The sequence below is a fragment of the Pantoea sp. S-LA4 genome, from assembly GCF_054482835.1.
On the sequence record NZ_JBTLRC010000002.1, the window covers coordinates 3914274 to 3929688 of the forward strand.

The window sequence follows — 15415 nt, forward strand, 5'->3', positions numbered from 1 at the left end:
CGTCATGTGTATTTGGTTGTATTTGTGTATTTTGTTGCATTTTTAGCGCAGGCAGGCATGATGGGTTATCAGCCTCAACCACTTCACCTCGCAACGGGAGTTACCATGGCCACGCGTTCCACCATTATGGATACCAACAGTTTTCGTGCTGAACATGCGGATGCGCTGGATAGCGACACGCGCAGGATGACCGAAAAACGCAGCAAAGTGCTCGGCGAATCTTATCGCCTGTTCTATCGCAAGCCGGTGCACCTGGTGCGCGGTGAAGGGCAGTATCTGTGGGATGCGGCAGGCGACAAGTATCTTGACGTTTATAACAACGTGGCGAGCATTGGTCATTGCCATCCGGCGGTGATTGAGGCGGTGACGCAGCAGATGAAAATGCTGAACACCCATACCCGCTATCTGCATGAAAATATTCTCGATTACAGTGAAGCGTTGCTGGCCACCACTCCAGCGGCGATCGATCGCGCCATGTACATGTGTACCGGTTCTGAGGCGAACGATCTGGCGATCCGCGTGGCGCGCGCTTTTAGCGGCGGCAGCGGCATTATCGTCAGTCAGGAGGCCTATCACGGCACCAGTGAGCTCACCTCCGGCGCTTCACCGGCGCTTGGCAGCGGACAGCCGCTGGCACCCACCACCCGGCTGGTGATGCCGCCTGATGCTTATCGGGTTGATGCGCCCGATCTGGGCGAATGGTTTGCCGACCAGATTCAGCAGCAGATTGATGACATGGCGGCGCACGGCATTAAATTCGCCGGTTTTCTGGCAGACTCTATTTTCTCTTCTGACGGCGTACTGCCTGACCCGCGCGGTTTCCTGAAGCGGGCAGTGGACGTCGTTCATGCCAACGGCGGTATCTTTATCGCCGATGAAGTGCAGCCCGGCTTTGGTCGCACCGGCGATGCGTTCTGGGGCTTTGGTCGTCACGATGTGGTGCCGGATATCATCACGACCGGTAAACCGATGGGGAATGGCATTCCGGTATCGGGTCTGCTGGCAAAAAGTGAGGTGCTGGCCGCCTTCAGCGATTCGATTCCTTACTTCAATACCTTTGGCGGTAATCCGGTGGCGATGGCCGCGGCGCAGGCGGTGCTGAACGTGATCACCGAAGAGGGCTTGCAGGAACACAGCCGTGTGGTGGGCGCGAAACTGCTGGCCGAACTGCGCAGCCTGATGGACCGTTATGACTGCGTCGGGGATGTGCGCGGCGCCGGGCTGTTTATCGGCTTTGAACTGGTGACCGATCGTGACAGCAAAACGCCAGACAAAGCGCTGGCGCTGGACCTGATTGAGAAACTGCGTGAGCATCGGGTGCTGACATCGGTGGCCGGTCCGTATGGGAATGTGCTGAAACTGCGTCCGCCATTGGCGTTTCAGGAGAGCGACATCGACTGGCTGGTCGGGGCGCTGGATAGCGCGCTGCGCGAGCTGGGGCGCTGATCCCTGGCGGGCAAAAGGGGCGCTGTCGCCGTTGTTACGGCCCTGAGAGAGACGAGCCGGGCGGCCTGAAAAGGCGCATCTGAGGCGGCAGTCAGTAAAAACAACGGGTTGCTTTTGCCATATTCCTCAAATCCTTATGGTTAATAGGGCATTGATTACCCTTTTACGCTACATGAATTTAACTATAATGATTCGACTGCTTACGCGGCACGTCCCGAATTCGTCGTGCTGCTCAAATACTAAATGGAGAGGAAGAACATGAGTTATTCACTGCCATCCCTGCCTTACGCATACGACGCACTGGAACCGCATTTCGACAAGCAGACGATGGAAATCCATCACACTAAACATCACCAGACCTATGTGAACAACGCGAACGCGGCGCTGGAAGGCACTGAATTTGCCAATCTGCCGGTCGATGAGCTGATCACCAAACTGGATCAGCTGCCAGCTGACAAAAAAGGCCCACTGCGCAACAACGCCGGCGGCCACGCTAACCACAGCCTGTTCTGGAAAGGCCTGAAAATCGGCACCACGCTGCAGGGCGACCTGAAAGCGGCGATCGAAAAAGATTTCGGTAGCGTAGAAAAATTCCAGGAAGAGTTTGAGAAAGCGGCTGCAACCCGTTTCGGTTCAGGCTGGGCGTGGCTGGTTAAAAAAGGCGACAAGCTGGCGGTGGTCTCTACTGCTAACCAGGACAACCCGCTGATGGGCGAAGCGATCGCCGGCGTTTCAGGTTACCCGATCCTTGGCCTGGATGTGTGGGAGCACGCTTACTACCTGAAGTATCAGAACAAACGTCCTGACTACATCAAAGCGTTCTGGAACGTGGTTAACTGGGACGAAGCGGCAGCCCGCTTTGCTGCTGCTCAGTAAGTTAATCCCGCGTTAACAAAAAACCGGTGAAATTTATTTCACCGGTTTTTTTTATCTTTAATTCGCGTTGCCCCAAATTAAACCAAAAATCAACAAACGGTGCTTTTTGACCACGATGAATTTTAACCTTACGGCACATTAACCTGCCGTTGACATTGGTTGTTTTATCCTCAGTGACATTCCTGCTCACTGCGTGTCGATAACTATGTCAATTATAACTACTCACGAAACCACCACGGATTCTTCTGCATCGCTGTTTTTTCAGTTAATCAGCGGGAAATATATTCCTGACAAGCTGTGGCTGAGTAAGCGTTTCCGGCTGAAATTTGTGTTAAGAAGCCTGATATCGCCGCTGACCACCACCCATTATTTACATCAGCTGTCGCAATTGCCGCAGATCGGACTGTTGATGAGCACCCAGGGGCTGCTGCCCGCCAAGCTGCATCGGCCCTATCTGCGTTCCGGTATCAGCATCGCTGCGCGCGCTCAGGCGATACTGGATCACTATACCCTGATGAATAACCTGCCGAATCCGATGTTGCGCCAGTTGCTGCAAAGCGCCGGTGATAATCTGCTGGCTTCGCTGAACGGTAAACATGATGAAGCGTTTTTACTCTCCTGCAGTTCAGGTTATTTTGACCGGGAAGGCGAGGTGACGCTGGTGCTGCGTTATAACGGTGAAATTATTGCTTCGCTTTCATTCTCAATTATTAACGAGAATAAAAAACGCACCTTATTAATTGGTGGATTACAGGGTCCGCGGAAACATATCAGCAATGATGTTATTCGCGAGGCGACCAAAGCGGCACACGGTCTATTTCCGAAGCGTCTGTTGATGGAAGTGGTATTTATTGTTGCGCAGCAGTGCGGTGTGGAAAATATTCTGGCAGTCGGTGATGAGACCCACGTTTTCCGAAGCCTGCGCTATCGTCACAGCAAGGGGGATAAGTTCTTTGCCAGCTACAGCGAGTTCTGGCTGTCACTGAACGGTGAAGCGCGACAGGATGGAATGTTTACGCTGCCACTGAGACTGCCGCGTAAAACGCTGGAAGAGATTGCCAGTAAGAAGCGGGCGGAATACCGCCGTCGTTATGAGATGCTGGATGCGCTGGCGGAGCAGGTGTATGCCACCGCCGGCGAGCAACGGGTCGATCAGGCCGCTGCCTGATCGGCCGATCAGAAGGCGGTTCTGGCGAAGCCGGTCATCGCGGTCAGCCCCATCTCACGTCCCAGCGCGGTCATTGGATGCACCACCACCAGGCCGCGCACGCTTTTCTTCAGCGCGCCCAGATTTGCCTGCTCTTTCTTGGTAATTTCGCGGCTGAAGCCCATTTTTTGCAGCTTCTGCGCCTCGGCACTGAGTTTTTCAACCCGCTGACCGCGCAGACGCTCAATCTCAATGACCAGCGTCTCTTTCTCTTTCAGCAGCGCGCCCAGTTTCTCGACATCACCCGATTCCAGTAACTGCGGCTCTTTGCGGTTCAGGGCGTCCAGCTTATCGCTGAGAAGTTTGATTTCGTTTTTTTCTTGCTCTTTCATGACAACAACTCGTTGAGGAAAACAGGCAAAGGATACACCAAATCTGGCGTATGTTCCCGGTTAGGTTATGGCGATGTCAGGCACCGGCCCGGCACCTGACAGGATTTAACTGGCGGACTTTTTGAACGCCTGCTTCAGGCTGATGCGGGAAATCAGTTCGGTGAGCGACAGCACCATGGTAGATCGTACCATCTGCAGGTAGCGCTGCTGCTGCATGCTGCGCAGCTCCGCGTCGTCGGTGTTAAATACCGGCGCAGGCGGCCAGGCCGTCACGCAGTGCAGCTCACCGAACGGACCGAGAATCTCATCGTCGGTAAAACGATAATCGCCACTGTCGTGATCCAGCTCCTCACGCAGCGCCAGCAGCAGTTCACCATCTTCATATTCGTGCCGGCTGATGACGCCGAGTCCGTAAATCAGCTTGAGCCGCACCGACAGTTCACCCAGCGGACCATTGCCCAGTAACAGCGGTTCCACCGCGTATTTGACGGCATAATCATCTTTGCGGAATACCTGCAATACCAGCAAATTGACCGCTTCAGCCAATAGCTCAACAGCGGCGATCAGAAAGCTTCTCACCGAGCGACCGGCGTTCAGGCGCTCAAGCACCCGGTTTTCAAAAGCTTGCTTCTCTTCCATTATTGCCTGCATAAGGTTGATACCGCCGTTGGGCGCAGGCGAACTGCGCCCGGCTTGCGTCACTAACACGCGCGCATTATGCCATAGCGTGCCAGGCGCTCACCACAGCCGTCACGACTTCGCTGTTGGCATCCAGCCCGGAAATTTCCGCCAGCGTGGCCTGTGGACCTTTTTCTGCCAGCAGGGCAGCCAGCTCCTGAGCCTGCGGGTCCTGATCGCTGCGATAGTGCATCGCGGCGGCAATGCCCTGCACCAGACAGGCGTGCGGTAAACCGTACTCCAGCGTGCCCAGCGTCGGTTTAATCAGGCGATCGCCTGCGCTCAGCTTACGCAACGGCTGGCGGCCAACGCGCTCAACGTCATCTTTCAGGTAAGGGTTCTCAAAGCGACCCAGGATTTTCTGGATATAGGCCGCATGTTTATCCGCGTCAAAACCGTAACGCTTAATCAGCACCGCGCCGCTCTCTTCCATCGCGCCTTTAACCGTCGCCCGGATTTTTTCATCCAGGATCGCATCACGGATGGTCTGATGACCCGCCAGCTGGCCGAGATAGGCGGTGATGGCATGACCGGTATTGAGGGTAAAGAGTTTACGTTCGACGAACGCCATCAGGTTATCCGTCAGCTCCATGCCCGGAATGGCCGGCAGATCGCCTTTGAACTGGGTTTTATCAACAATCCATTCGCTGAAGGTTTCTACCGTCACTTCCAGCGGATCGCTGCTGCCCGCCTCAGAGGGAGGTACGATGCGATCGACCGCCGAATCCACAAAACCGACATGCTGTTCCAGCCAGGCGTGATACTGCTGCGGCAGTGCCTTCAGCACATGCTGTTTCAGCTGGCTGGTGCCGCGCACCATGTTTTCACAGGCGATGATGTTTAACGGACGGGTGTTGCCGTTGTCGCTGCGTGTTGCCAGACCTTTAGCCACACTGCCTGCAATACGCTCCAGAATCTGCGGGCCGACCGCCGTGGTGACCATATCCACCTCAGCGATCAGGGTAATGATGTCGTCGCTGGTGCTGTTGACCGCGCTGACGCCTTTGACCATTTCCACTTTGGCCTGCTCGCCAACCACATGAACGGGATACTCATGACGCGCGTTGAGTGCATCCAGCACTGCCTGATTCACATCAGCAAAAACCAGTTCGATACCTGCATCCGCCAGTAATTTACCGATGAAGCCCCGACCAATGTTTCCTGCTCCGAAATGTAACGCTTTCATAATTTTTGACCCATATCAAATGACGATGGGGCGGGCACGCCCGCCCCAGGAATCGGGACGGGCCTGACCGCCCCAGGGAAAATACCATTAGCTTACGCGGTGAGCGGTTTGCCTGACAGCAGATCCAGCACTTCCTGTACGCTGGTGGTGTTAGCCAGCGTTTCAATCACGCGGTCATCGTCCAGCGCGTTGGTCAGGCTGGTAATCACCTGGATATGCTCGTTATTGCGGGCGGCAATACCGATAACCAGTCGTGCCACATCTTCGGCATCATCACCGAACTGCACGCCTGCCGGATACTGGCAGAACACCACGCCGGTTTTCAGCACGCGGTCTTTCGCTTCGACCGTACCGTGCGGCACCGCAATTGACTCTCCAAGGTAGGTCGGCGTCAGTTTTTCACGCGCCAGCATCGCTTCAATATACTCCGGCTCAACATAGCCGCCTTTTACCAGCTGTTCACCGGCGAAACGGATCGCCTGCTCTTTGTTGCTGGCACTCAGGCCGAGGAAGACGTTGTCAGCACCGAGTTTAAACAGGTGCGCATTACCTTCGTCGTAGCTGTCTGACAGCGCCGTTTTCACCGTTTCACGGTGTACTTCGCTGCGGTTCGCCGCCACCAGACGCTCGGTCAGGGTGCTGTAGAGCGCGCTGTCGAGGAAGTTATTCAGCGAGATATGCTGCGCATGAGGTGCCTGACGAATCGCGCGCTCGGTCAGATCGCGGTGAGTAATCACCAGATCAACATCACCCGGCAGGGCGTTAATTGCCGTGTTGGTCACCGATACGTTGCTTAAACCGGCATCCTGCACCTTTTTACGCAGTACGCCAGCACCCATAGCGCTGGAACCCATACCGGCATCACAGGCGACAATGATTTTACGCACATGGTTCAGCTCAACGCTCATGGCATCGCTGGCAACCGCGGCGCCTGCTGCAGACTGACCTTTAGACTGGGCTTTCATATCCTGCATGCGCTGCGTCGCGGCTTCGATATCGTCATCCTCTTTCACCTTGCTGGTTTTCAGCAGGATGGCAGAGACCACGAAGGAGACGGCGAAGGCTGCCACAATGGCCGCAATGTTGGCGAAGTAAGCGCCTTTTGGCGTCATCGCCAGCACCGCCAGGATGGAGCCCGGTGAAGCAGGGGAGACCAGACCGCCGTTGAGCAGCGTCAGGGTGAAGACGCCGGTCATACCGCCGAGGATCACTGCCAGCAGCAGACGAGGTGCCATCAGCACATACGGGAAGTAGATCTCATGGATGCCGCCGAGGAAGTGAATAATGGCTGCACCACCGGCCGACTGTTTCGCGCTGCCGCGACCAAAGAACATATAGGCCATCAGCACGCCCATGCCCGGACCTGGGTTCGCTTCAATCAGGAAGAAAATGGACTTGCCCGCTTCGCTGGCCTGCTGAATGCCGAGCGGCGAGAAGATGCCGTGGTTAATGGCGTTGTTCAGGAACAGGATTTTCGCCGGTTCAACGAAGATCGAGGTTAATGGCAGCAGGTTATTCTGCACCATCAGGTTGACGCCCGCCGCAAGGATGTGTGACAGACCTTCAACCAGCGGACCGATAGCCAGGAACGCCAGCAGCGCCAGCAGCATACCGATAATGCCGGCAGAGAAGTTGTTGACCAGCATCTCGAAGCCGCTTTTGATTTTGCCGTCAACGGCCCGGTCAAACGACTTGATCGCCCAGCCGCCCAGCGGACCGGCAATCATCGAGCCAAGGAACATCGGCATGTCAGCACCGACAATCACACCCATGGTAGTGATAGCACCGACCACGCCACCGCGGTCGCCGCCCACCAGACGTCCACCGGTAAAACCGATCAACAGCGGCAGCAGATAGGTGATCATCGGGCCAACCAGTTTGGCTAACGTTTCGTTAGGGATCCAGCCAGTTGGAATAAACAGTGCAGTGATGATACCCCAGGCGATAAACGCCCCGATATTCGGCATCACCATATTACTCAGAAAGCGACCAAAGCTTTGTACTTTGACCTTCACTGATGAGGACATAAACCCACCCCTTATTGAGACGCGCTGCAATAGGAGAGCGCGCTTGTTTTTGTTTAGCCACCCCGACAGTCAGCCGGTGGTATTACTGTATGCAGCCGGACTCTATCACGCGAATATGACGCTGCGTAGCGGTCAGAAGAAGTGTGATTTAGATCACGTAATCCAGGTGGGTGCGGGGGTGTTTTTAGTGATCGATGTCACAAAATTAACTCAGAATAATCTGTAGGTGGGCAGATTTTAACCGCAAAACCGGTCTGTTTGTGACTCTGGTCACAAATGGCGGGCAGCAGTTTGTTATAACTATGTGACTTAGATCACAAACTATTTTTGGTCAAAAATGCGCCCGATCACAGTTTCGTCAGGCCACAGAAAAGCAGGGAAAGAAAGGCGGCAAACCGGAAGGGAAAAGGGCAGGCGATCAACGCCTGCCGCTTGATGTGCTTACTGTAAACCACCCTGAACGGCCGCTTGCGCCTGGGTCAGCGCCTGGGCATTGGCTGATAAGGTACTCATCAGCGCATTGTACTGTGACGCCTGCTCCTGGGTCGGGAACTGCACGCCGCCCTCATTAAAGCTGACGCGGGTGCCCTGAGTTTGCAGGAAATCACCGGTCTGCACCGCCGCCTGGCTCAGCGCCTGCAGCTGTGGCAGCAGCGGGATCAGCTGGTTCGCCGGCACGGTGACCACCTTGTTATAGGCGGTATCGTAGACTTTTTTCAGTTCGTCTTCCTGCTTCAGCGCGGCTTTACTGCTGTCTGCCTGCATTTTGGCGCTTTCGATCTGCTGGGTGACAATCACCAGCGCACTGTTCGCCTGGCGCAGCGAATCGCGACGGCTGAGGTAATCCTGCGGCACGCGAATGGCTGAAAGCTCATCGACTACCGGACGCATCCCCTGATCGACTGCCTTATTTGCCTGCTGCGAGAAGCCATACAGGATGGCGTAATCACTGGCGAATTTACCAAAGCTCTGCTTCTGATTTTCGCTCAGGCTCGGCAGGTGCTCGCCACTGCGCATCACGGTATTCTGTAGAAAATCGGTAAATGCTTTGCGCTGCTCGCCCTCTTTATCACCGCAAGCGGTGAGTTGCAGCACGATCAGCGCGCCAGCGACTACAATAGCGCCGCGCGCCCAGAGGCGTGTGAGTCCTAAAGCCATACGTTCAACTCCTGTCGGTGAAACTGGCTGATGTCCAGGTAAGAATGGCCTAAAGAATAGAACAAACCCGCGTCACGGCACAATGTGAAACCATCAGTGAGATGCGGCTGCACTGTCCGGCCACAGTGCGCGTCAACCCGATAACGGCTGAATCGGTGCACCGCTGCGGCCTGGCGCGGCGTCAGAAGACCAGCGCCTGTCCATCTTTACGGCTTTCGGTCGCCGCAATATAGAAGCCCTGCGGATCGCGGAGTATCGCCTGGGCGCCGCCAAAATTATAGTTACTCAGCGGATCTTCCAGTACCACATGGTGTCCCATGCGGCGCAGGGTGCTGAGGGTATTGCGATCGAGTGTCGATTCAAACACCACTTCACGGCCCTGCACCACGCGCCAGCGTGGCGCATCGATCGCCGCCTGCGGATTCTGTCGATGCAGCATAATCCGCAGCGCCAGTTGCAGATGCCCCTGCGCCTGCATCGGGCCGCCCATCACGCCAAACGACATCAGCGGCTGACCCTGACCATCCAGCGCGAAGGCGGGAATAATGGTGTGGAACGGCCGCTTACCGCCCGCTACCACGTTGGGATGGTGCGGATCGAGGGAAAAGCCGGCGCCGCGATTTTGCAGGCTGATGCCGGTATCCGGCACCACCACGCCCGATCCAAACCCCATATAGTTAGACTGGATAAACGACACCATCATGCCGCTGGCATCGGCGGTGGAGAGATAGACAGTGCCGCTCTGCTGCGGTGAGCCAAACCGGAAGTCACCGGCCTGTGCCGGATCGATCAGTGCTGCCCGCTGACGGATATAGTCGGCGCTTAACAGGCGATCTGCCGGAAATTCAAGGTGGTCTTCATCAGTGACGTAACGCTCAAGATCGACCAGAGCCAGTTTCATCGCCTCAATCGACAGATGCAGCCACTGCGGTGAATCGGGCGCATAGCGGCCAATGTCCCACGCCTCAAGGATGCCAAGGGCGATTAACGTGGCGATGCCCTGCCCGTTGGGCGGCAGCTCCTGCACCGAACCGCCGGCAAACGGGCGCGACAGTAATGTCACCCAGTCAGCGCGATTTTTGTTGAGGTCGTCGAGGCTCAGTGCTGCACCGTGCTCCTGAGCGAAAGCCACCATCTTTTGCGCCAGTTCACCGCGATAAAAACTCTCGCCCTGGGTATCGGCAATCTGCTGCAGCGTACGGGCCTGGGCCGGGTTGCGGAACAACTCACCAATGCGCGGCGGACGGCCCTGTGGCGCAAAGCAGTCACTGAAGCCGGGCTGATCCCGAAGTTTGTCGTAGCCGCGCTGCCAGAGATGACCAATCAATGGCGAAACCGGGAAACCCTGGCGCGCATAGTCAATCGCCGGCTGGGCTAAGGTTGTCAGCGGCAGCGTGCCAAAACGTTGCGCCAGCGTGACCCACGCCGAGACCGCGCCAGGCACCGTCACCGACTCCCAGCCGGTTTCCGGCATGGCGTGATGACCGGCAAAGCGCTGTGGGTTCCATGCCGCTGGCGAACGGCCTGATGCGTTTAACCCGTGCAGTTCGCGGCCATCCCAGACGATGGCGAAGGCATCGCTGCCGATGCCATTGCCGGTCGGCTCGACCACGGTCAGCGCCATCGCCGTGGCAATCGCGGCATCCACCGCATTACCGCCCTGTTGCAACATGCGCATACCCGCCTGGGCGGCCAGCGGCTGTGAGGTGGCCACAGCATGACGACCCATCATCGGCACCCGATGAGAGGCATAACTCACATTGAAATCGATATCGCTCATTGCTGTTCCTTCTGATTGATTAGCTGGCTGCCTGCCAGCAGACGCACCACGGCAGCGCAACGGGCTCACCTGCTGCCCGGCATCCGCACCCGTAAAAGGCGCTTTCGCGCTGGTTGCGACCACCGGCGCTGAAGCGGGTCCGGGCAGAGTAGAAGAATCGGCAGACTGTGGATGTGAGCTGTGCCGCGCAGACCGGGTCTGCCGCCCCAGGACTATTCTTAATTTGATTAATAGAGTGAATATAAATGTTTAAGAAGTGAGCCATTGGCGTATATTTTGCAATCATTCATGAGGAAGTGTATTTCCTCACAGAATCGACAATATGCTGCCACAAAGCATGACGGCAGCCACATTACTACCAAACATAATTTGATTTTTTTACCGCTTGCTGAGGCAAAAAGATAATAGCCTCAACTATTTAGTGGCGCTGGAACTTTTTCGGCTAAGAAAAGATAAAAAAATAATTATAAATTGCGCGGCAAATCGTCAGGTCTCTATCCATACTTAGCTTCCCGGCATTTGTTGCATTGACCTGACATGTTTACAAGCAGTGCACAGCAGGCTGTGTCCCGTAGTGGTTTCTCTCATAACAAAAACAAACCCTTGCGGGATACAGCCTGACCAGGCCCGGTTTCAGAGTCTGACTTCAGACTCGTACCTCTCTACTTTCACGTGCTTCATAGTGAGTTTTTAAGGAGTTCTCTATGGAATTAAAAGACCCGATGTTTGAATTGCTCAGCAGCCTTGAGCAGATTGTTTTGACACGTGACAACCGTCCCGCTGAGTTATCTATTCAACGCCAACCAGCCGTGCCAGAGCCACAGCGTCTGCGCGAAATGACCGGCATGCAGGTTGATGAATTTGCAAAAGTGATGGGCGTAAGCGTTTCTTCAGTAAAAAGTTGGGAAGCCCGACGTACCCGTCCTTCCGCTACGGCACAGAAGTTAATGAAGCTGTTGCATGCCAACCCCTATCTGGGTCGGCAACTGCTGGAATAATGAAGAAAAAATCCAAAGGAACCCGCCATGGCGGGTTTTTTTTTAGCGCAGTTCGCGGTATTTAGCCGCCTGTTTCTCAAACCAGCTGTCCGGTACGTTGTAGGGCGGCTGTCCCAGCTGGGCGATACCCGCTTCGATAATGGTCGATGCCTGTTGCCATAACTGTGCATCGCCCTGTTTCAGCAAGGCAATCTGCACCTGTTTTTCCACCAGATAGATGCGGGCGAAGTGGGGATCGAAGCGCACAATCGCGCGGGTGTTATCGATGATGTCCGCCAGCTTGATGGTTTGCGCCCCCGGGCTGGCATCGGCGGTATGGCGAAAGTGCGCCAGTTTACGCGCCGCCCGGTTCTTAGCCGTCGCCGGTGCGCTGTCGGTCAGCATCCCGACCAGGCTGGCAACCCGCGGCCCAAACAGATTTTCGATATCGCCCAGCGTGGTCGGCGTATCTTCCACCGTATCGTGCAGCCAGGCCGCGGCCAGCAGCGCATCATCATCGCTGACGCTGCGAACTAATTCCGCCACTGCCGCCGGATGAACAATATAGGGCTCATCCGTATATTTGCGGCGCTGACCGGCGTCGGCGTGGGCCTGCGTAGCGTAACGTCGCGCCTGTTCTTCCAGTGAATTCTGCATGCGTTTACTCCGGATTAAAAAAGTTTGCTTGCAATTATCTAGCGCGCTATCTATATTGAATCTTATGAACAGTGATCAAGATGACAAAAAAGTGAAAACGATGCCACTGTTGGTCGATCAGCAGCTCTGCTTTGCCCTCTATTCCGCCAATCTGGCGATGAATAAGGTCTATCGCCAGTTGCTGACCCAACTCGACATCACCTATCCGCAATATCTGGTGATGCTGGTGCTGTGGCAGAAGGACGATCTTACGGTTTCAGAGATTGGCGAGCAGCTATTCCTGGATTCAGCCACCCTGACGCCGCTGCTGAAGCGCCTGGAGAGTGCGGGCCTGATTATGCGGCAGCGTACCCGACAGGATGAGCGTCAGGTCGCGGTCACGCTGACGGAGGCTGGCCGGGCATTGCGCAGCAAGGCGGAAGCGATTCCGGAAGCGGTCAAATGTGCCACCGCCTGTGACGATGATGCGCTGCTGGCGCTGAAAGGGCAGCTGGATGACTTACGCGACAACCTGAACCGATCACGATAAATCTTACTGACGGGCGTCCCGCGCCCGTTGAACCTCACCGCCTCATTACGGCGTTACAAGTAGTGAGCGATTAAATAGCGTAACGGAGAAATGTCATGTCTTTAGAACAAGTGGTTTACCGCGCAAAAGCCAAAGCAACCGGTGGTCGTGATGGCCGTGCAACCTCCTCTGACGGTGTGCTGGACGTGAAGCTGGGCGTACCAAAAGAGATGGGCGGTGCAGGTGGTGAAGTGACGAACCCTGAGCAGCTGTTTGCAGCGGGCTACTCAGCCTGTTTTCTGGGTGCGATGAAATTTGTGGCTGGCCGCGACAAAATTACCCTGCCGAAAGAGGCGTGGATTGAAGGAGAAGTCGGCATCGGTCCGATTCCGAACGGCTTTGGTATCGAAGCGACCCTGAACATTCACCTGCCAGAGATGGATGAAGCGGAAGCGCAGAAGCTGGTTGATGCGGCACATATCGTTTGCCCGTACTCAAACGCAACCCGTAATAACATCGACGTGACGCTGAATATTATTCGCTAAGCGTGCAGCGGGCCGCTACTCTGGCCCGCTCTCTTTCCCGCCCGTCGCGCCTTACCCGCTTTTTAACCCTGTTTGCAGTCTGAAATCTGTCCAGTTATATCGATTGTACAAAAAATGTGCTAATCGGCTCGACAAAGATTATTTTCTGGTCTAACTACTGCAGCCATGTTTTACTGAGCCACCTCGCGTTATAGCCCATAAATCCGTTCAGAATTTTCCTTCATCTGGTCCGGTCCGCTTGTTCAGCGAACTCTGCCGCGTTTCGGTAGTCACATTAAAGATTTGGTAAAGCGCTTCATTCCGGGGAAACTCCATTTTTCATGAATTATATTAAAACCTTAACGCAGCAAAAGTTGTCGCTCCTGCTTGCGCTCTATCTCGGTATATTATTGAATTTACCGATTTTTTATCGCCGTTTTGACGGTTTCCTGACGAAATCGACGGTGACCAACTGGCTGACTGCTGTAACCGAAGTGGTAGCAATTGTGCTGCTGACTTTCTTCCTGATGCGGCTGCTGTCGCTGGGTGGGAAGTGGTTTTATCGCGTACTGGCCACGCTGATTGTGCTGATTTCTGTTGCTGCCGCCTATTACATGGCATTTTTTAACGTCGTGATTGGCTACGGCATTGTGGCATCGGTGATGACCACCGATACCGATCTCTCCAAAGAGGTGATTGGCTACCATTTCATCCTGTGGATGGTGCTGGTCAGCGCACTGCCGCTGTTAATGATCTGGCGTAATAAACTGAGTATGACGCTGAATGAACAGCTGCGTACGCCAGGACAGCGCCTGAAACCCACCCTGATTATGCTGCTCTGCGTGGCGCTGGTCTGGCTGCCAATTCGGTTTTTCGACAAGCAGCAGAAGAATAACGAAGAGATCACCAACATCGATTTGCCGAGCTACGGCGGTGTAGTGGCGCACTCTTATCTGCCTTCGAACTGGCTGGCAGCGGTGGGGCTGTTCGCCTGGACCCGCATAGATGAGTCGCTGAATAGCGAGGAACTGCTCGATCCGGCGAAAAAATTTACCTACGTCGCGCCTGCCGGGCTGGACGACACCTATGTGGTGTTTGTGATTGGCGAAACCACCCGCTGGGATCACATGGGGATGCTGGGCTACGATCGCGATACCACACCTAAACTGTCGAAAGAGAAAAACCTGGTGGCGTTCCGCGGTGAATCCTGCGATACCGCGACCAAACTGTCGCTGCGCTGCATGTTTGTACGCGAAGGCGGCACCATGGATAATCCGGGTCGCACGCTGAAAGAGCAGAACGTGTTTGCGGTGATGAAAGAGCTGGGCTTTACCTCTGAGCTATTTGCGATGCAGAGCGAGGTCTGGTTCTACGACAATATCAACGCCAATAACTTTGCCTTCCGTGAGCAGATTGGTTCAGAGAAGCGTAACCAGGGTAAAGCAGTCGACGACATGCTGCTGGTGCCGGAGATGAAGGCGTCACTGGATCGTTTCCCGAAAGGTAAGCATCTGGTGGTGCTGCATACCAAAGGTTCGCACTATCTCTATTCCCAGCGTTATCCGCGCAGTTTTGCGAAGTATCAGCCGGAATGTATGGGCGTGGATGAAACCTGCAGCAAGGCGCAGTTGATTAATGCCTATGACAACTCAGTGCTGTATGTCGATAGTATGCTCGACAGCGTGCTGGATCAGCTGCGTGATAAGAAGGCGATTGTCTTCTATGCCGCTGACCACGGTGAATCGATCAGCGAAAACATGCATCTGCACGGCACACCGCGTGAAATGGCACCACCGGAGCAGTTCCGCGTGCCGATGATCGTGTGGGCGTCTGATAAGTATCTGGCCGACAGCCAGAACCGCAGCAACTTTGAGCGCTTGCAGGCGCAGCAGCGCGTCGGCAAAACCCATCGTCATGTGGAGTTGTTCGATACCATTCTCGGTTGTCTGGGCTATACCTCACCCGATGGCGGGATCAACCCAGCCAATAACTGGTGTCAGGCACCGGCTACCCATCCGGCTAAACCGCTGTAATAACAACAGCGAAAGGGTGTGACGGC

Annotated in this window: 14 protein-coding genes; 7 read left to right on the forward strand and 7 right to left on the reverse strand. The window is 55.2% G+C overall.

Annotated elements, in window-relative coordinates:
• Positions 1-105: 105 nt before the first annotated feature.
• The 3 genes from ACX3P5_RS19230 to ACX3P5_RS19240 all read left to right on the forward strand — a co-directional run bounded on the left by ACX3P5_RS19230 (position 106) and on the right by ACX3P5_RS19240 (position 3490).
• Complete coding sequence (locus ACX3P5_RS19230; protein WP_458969133.1) at positions 106-1446, forward strand: aspartate aminotransferase family protein; 1341 nt, start codon at positions 106-108, stop codon at positions 1444-1446.
• A 258-nt stretch (positions 1447-1704) separates the two neighbouring features.
• Positions 1705-2322: a superoxide dismutase [Mn] gene (gene sodA, locus ACX3P5_RS19235; RefSeq protein WP_031375573.1), complete on the forward strand. Its 618-nt coding sequence runs from the start codon at positions 1705-1707 to the stop codon at positions 2320-2322.
• A 205-nt stretch (positions 2323-2527) separates the two neighbouring features.
• Positions 2528-3490 (forward strand): VirK/YbjX family protein, encoded by a 963-nt coding sequence (locus ACX3P5_RS19240; RefSeq protein ID WP_233985708.1) that lies wholly within the window; start codon positions 2528-2530, stop codon positions 3488-3490.
• An 8-nt stretch (positions 3491-3498) separates the two neighbouring features.
• Here the strand turns inward: ACX3P5_RS19240 and ACX3P5_RS19245 are convergent, their stop codons facing one another.
• The 6 genes from ACX3P5_RS19245 to ACX3P5_RS19270 form a co-directional block, all read right to left on the reverse strand.
• Positions 3499-3861 (reverse strand): YibL family ribosome-associated protein, encoded by a 363-nt coding sequence (locus ACX3P5_RS19245; RefSeq protein WP_233985707.1) that lies wholly within the window; start codon positions 3859-3861, stop codon positions 3499-3501.
• 105 nt (positions 3862-3966) lie between these two features.
• Complete coding sequence (gene mtlR / locus ACX3P5_RS19250; protein WP_233985706.1) at positions 3967-4512, reverse strand: mannitol operon repressor MtlR; 546 nt, start codon at positions 4510-4512, stop codon at positions 3967-3969.
• A gap of 64 nt (positions 4513-4576) precedes the next feature.
• The gene (gene mtlD, locus ACX3P5_RS19255) at positions 4577-5725 is read right to left on the reverse strand and encodes a mannitol-1-phosphate 5-dehydrogenase (protein ID WP_233985705.1); all 1149 of its coding nucleotides are present in this window, start codon (positions 5723-5725) and stop codon (positions 4577-4579) included.
• 92 nt (positions 5726-5817) lie between these two features.
• A complete protein-coding gene (locus ACX3P5_RS19260; RefSeq protein ID WP_233985704.1) occupies positions 5818-7752 on the reverse strand; it encodes a PTS mannitol transporter subunit IICBA in 1935 nt (644 codons plus the stop codon).
• 441 nt (positions 7753-8193) lie between these two features.
• Entirely contained in the window at positions 8194-8910 is a 717-nt protein-coding gene (locus ACX3P5_RS19265; RefSeq protein ID WP_233985703.1) for a DUF3053 domain-containing protein, read from the reverse strand.
• 181 nt (positions 8911-9091) lie between these two features.
• The gene (locus ACX3P5_RS19270) at positions 9092-10690 is read right to left on the reverse strand and encodes a gamma-glutamyltransferase family protein (protein WP_458969134.1); all 1599 of its coding nucleotides are present in this window, start codon (positions 10688-10690) and stop codon (positions 9092-9094) included.
• Positions 10691-11394: 704 nt separating this feature from the next.
• On the opposite strand from ACX3P5_RS19270, the gene ACX3P5_RS19275 reads away from it, so the two are divergent.
• Positions 11395-11688: an HTH-type transcriptional regulator gene (locus tag ACX3P5_RS19275; protein ID WP_094119881.1), complete on the forward strand. Its 294-nt coding sequence runs from the start codon at positions 11395-11397 to the stop codon at positions 11686-11688.
• 42 nt (positions 11689-11730) lie between these two features.
• Here the strand turns inward: ACX3P5_RS19275 and ACX3P5_RS19280 are convergent, their stop codons facing one another.
• The gene (locus tag ACX3P5_RS19280) at positions 11731-12324 is read right to left on the reverse strand and encodes an HD domain-containing protein (protein WP_458969135.1); all 594 of its coding nucleotides are present in this window, start codon (positions 12322-12324) and stop codon (positions 11731-11733) included.
• Between the two features lie 64 nt (positions 12325-12388).
• Here ACX3P5_RS19280 and ACX3P5_RS19285 point away from each other — a divergent pair, with 64 nt between their 5' ends.
• The 3 genes from ACX3P5_RS19285 to eptB all read left to right on the forward strand — a co-directional run bounded on the left by ACX3P5_RS19285 (position 12389) and on the right by eptB (position 15389).
• The gene (locus ACX3P5_RS19285; protein WP_233985700.1) at positions 12389-12853 is read left to right on the forward strand and encodes a MarR family winged helix-turn-helix transcriptional regulator; all 465 of its coding nucleotides are present in this window, start codon (positions 12389-12391) and stop codon (positions 12851-12853) included.
• 95 nt (positions 12854-12948) lie between these two features.
• On the forward strand, positions 12949-13377 hold the full coding sequence (locus ACX3P5_RS19290) for an organic hydroperoxide resistance protein (RefSeq protein ID WP_233985699.1): 429 nt from the start codon (positions 12949-12951) through the stop codon (positions 13375-13377).
• A gap of 320 nt (positions 13378-13697) precedes the next feature.
• Positions 13698-15389 (forward strand): kdo(2)-lipid A phosphoethanolamine 7''-transferase, encoded by a 1692-nt coding sequence (gene eptB, locus ACX3P5_RS19295; protein ID WP_233985698.1) that lies wholly within the window; start codon positions 13698-13700, stop codon positions 15387-15389.
• Positions 15390-15415 lie beyond the last annotated feature (26 nt).

Excerpts from the sequence above, each read along its gene's own strand:
- ACX3P5_RS19280 (WP_458969135.1), bottom strand. The coding sequence starts at position 12,324 with ATGCAGAATTCACTGGAAGAACAGGCGCGACGTTACGCTACGCAGGCC.
- ACX3P5_RS19290 (WP_233985699.1), top strand. The coding sequence starts at position 12,949 with ATGTCTTTAGAACAAGTGGTTTACCGCGCAAAAGCCAAAGCAACCGGT.
- eptB (WP_233985698.1), top strand. The coding sequence starts at position 13,698 with ATGAATTATATTAAAACCTTAACGCAGCAAAAGTTGTCGCTCCTGCTT.
- ACX3P5_RS19260 (WP_233985704.1), bottom strand. The coding sequence starts at position 7,752 with ATGTCCTCATCAGTGAAGGTCAAAGTACAAAGCTTTGGTCGCTTTCTG.
- sodA (WP_031375573.1), top strand. The coding sequence starts at position 1,705 with ATGAGTTATTCACTGCCATCCCTGCCTTACGCATACGACGCACTGGAA.
- mtlR (WP_233985706.1), bottom strand. The coding sequence starts at position 4,512 with ATGCAGGCAATAATGGAAGAGAAGCAAGCTTTTGAAAACCGGGTGCTT.
- ACX3P5_RS19240 (WP_233985708.1), top strand. The coding sequence starts at position 2,528 with ATGTCAATTATAACTACTCACGAAACCACCACGGATTCTTCTGCATCG.
- ACX3P5_RS19285 (WP_233985700.1), top strand. The coding sequence starts at position 12,389 with ATGAACAGTGATCAAGATGACAAAAAAGTGAAAACGATGCCACTGTTG.
- ACX3P5_RS19270 (WP_458969134.1), bottom strand. The coding sequence starts at position 10,690 with ATGAGCGATATCGATTTCAATGTGAGTTATGCCTCTCATCGGGTGCCG.
- ACX3P5_RS19245 (WP_233985707.1), bottom strand. The coding sequence starts at position 3,861 with ATGAAAGAGCAAGAAAAAAACGAAATCAAACTTCTCAGCGATAAGCTG.
- mtlD (WP_233985705.1), bottom strand. The coding sequence starts at position 5,725 with ATGAAAGCGTTACATTTCGGAGCAGGAAACATTGGTCGGGGCTTCATC.
- ACX3P5_RS19230 (WP_458969133.1), top strand. The coding sequence starts at position 106 with ATGGCCACGCGTTCCACCATTATGGATACCAACAGTTTTCGTGCTGAA.
- ACX3P5_RS19265 (WP_233985703.1), bottom strand. The coding sequence starts at position 8,910 with ATGGCTTTAGGACTCACACGCCTCTGGGCGCGCGGCGCTATTGTAGTC.
- ACX3P5_RS19275 (WP_094119881.1), top strand. The coding sequence starts at position 11,395 with ATGGAATTAAAAGACCCGATGTTTGAATTGCTCAGCAGCCTTGAGCAG.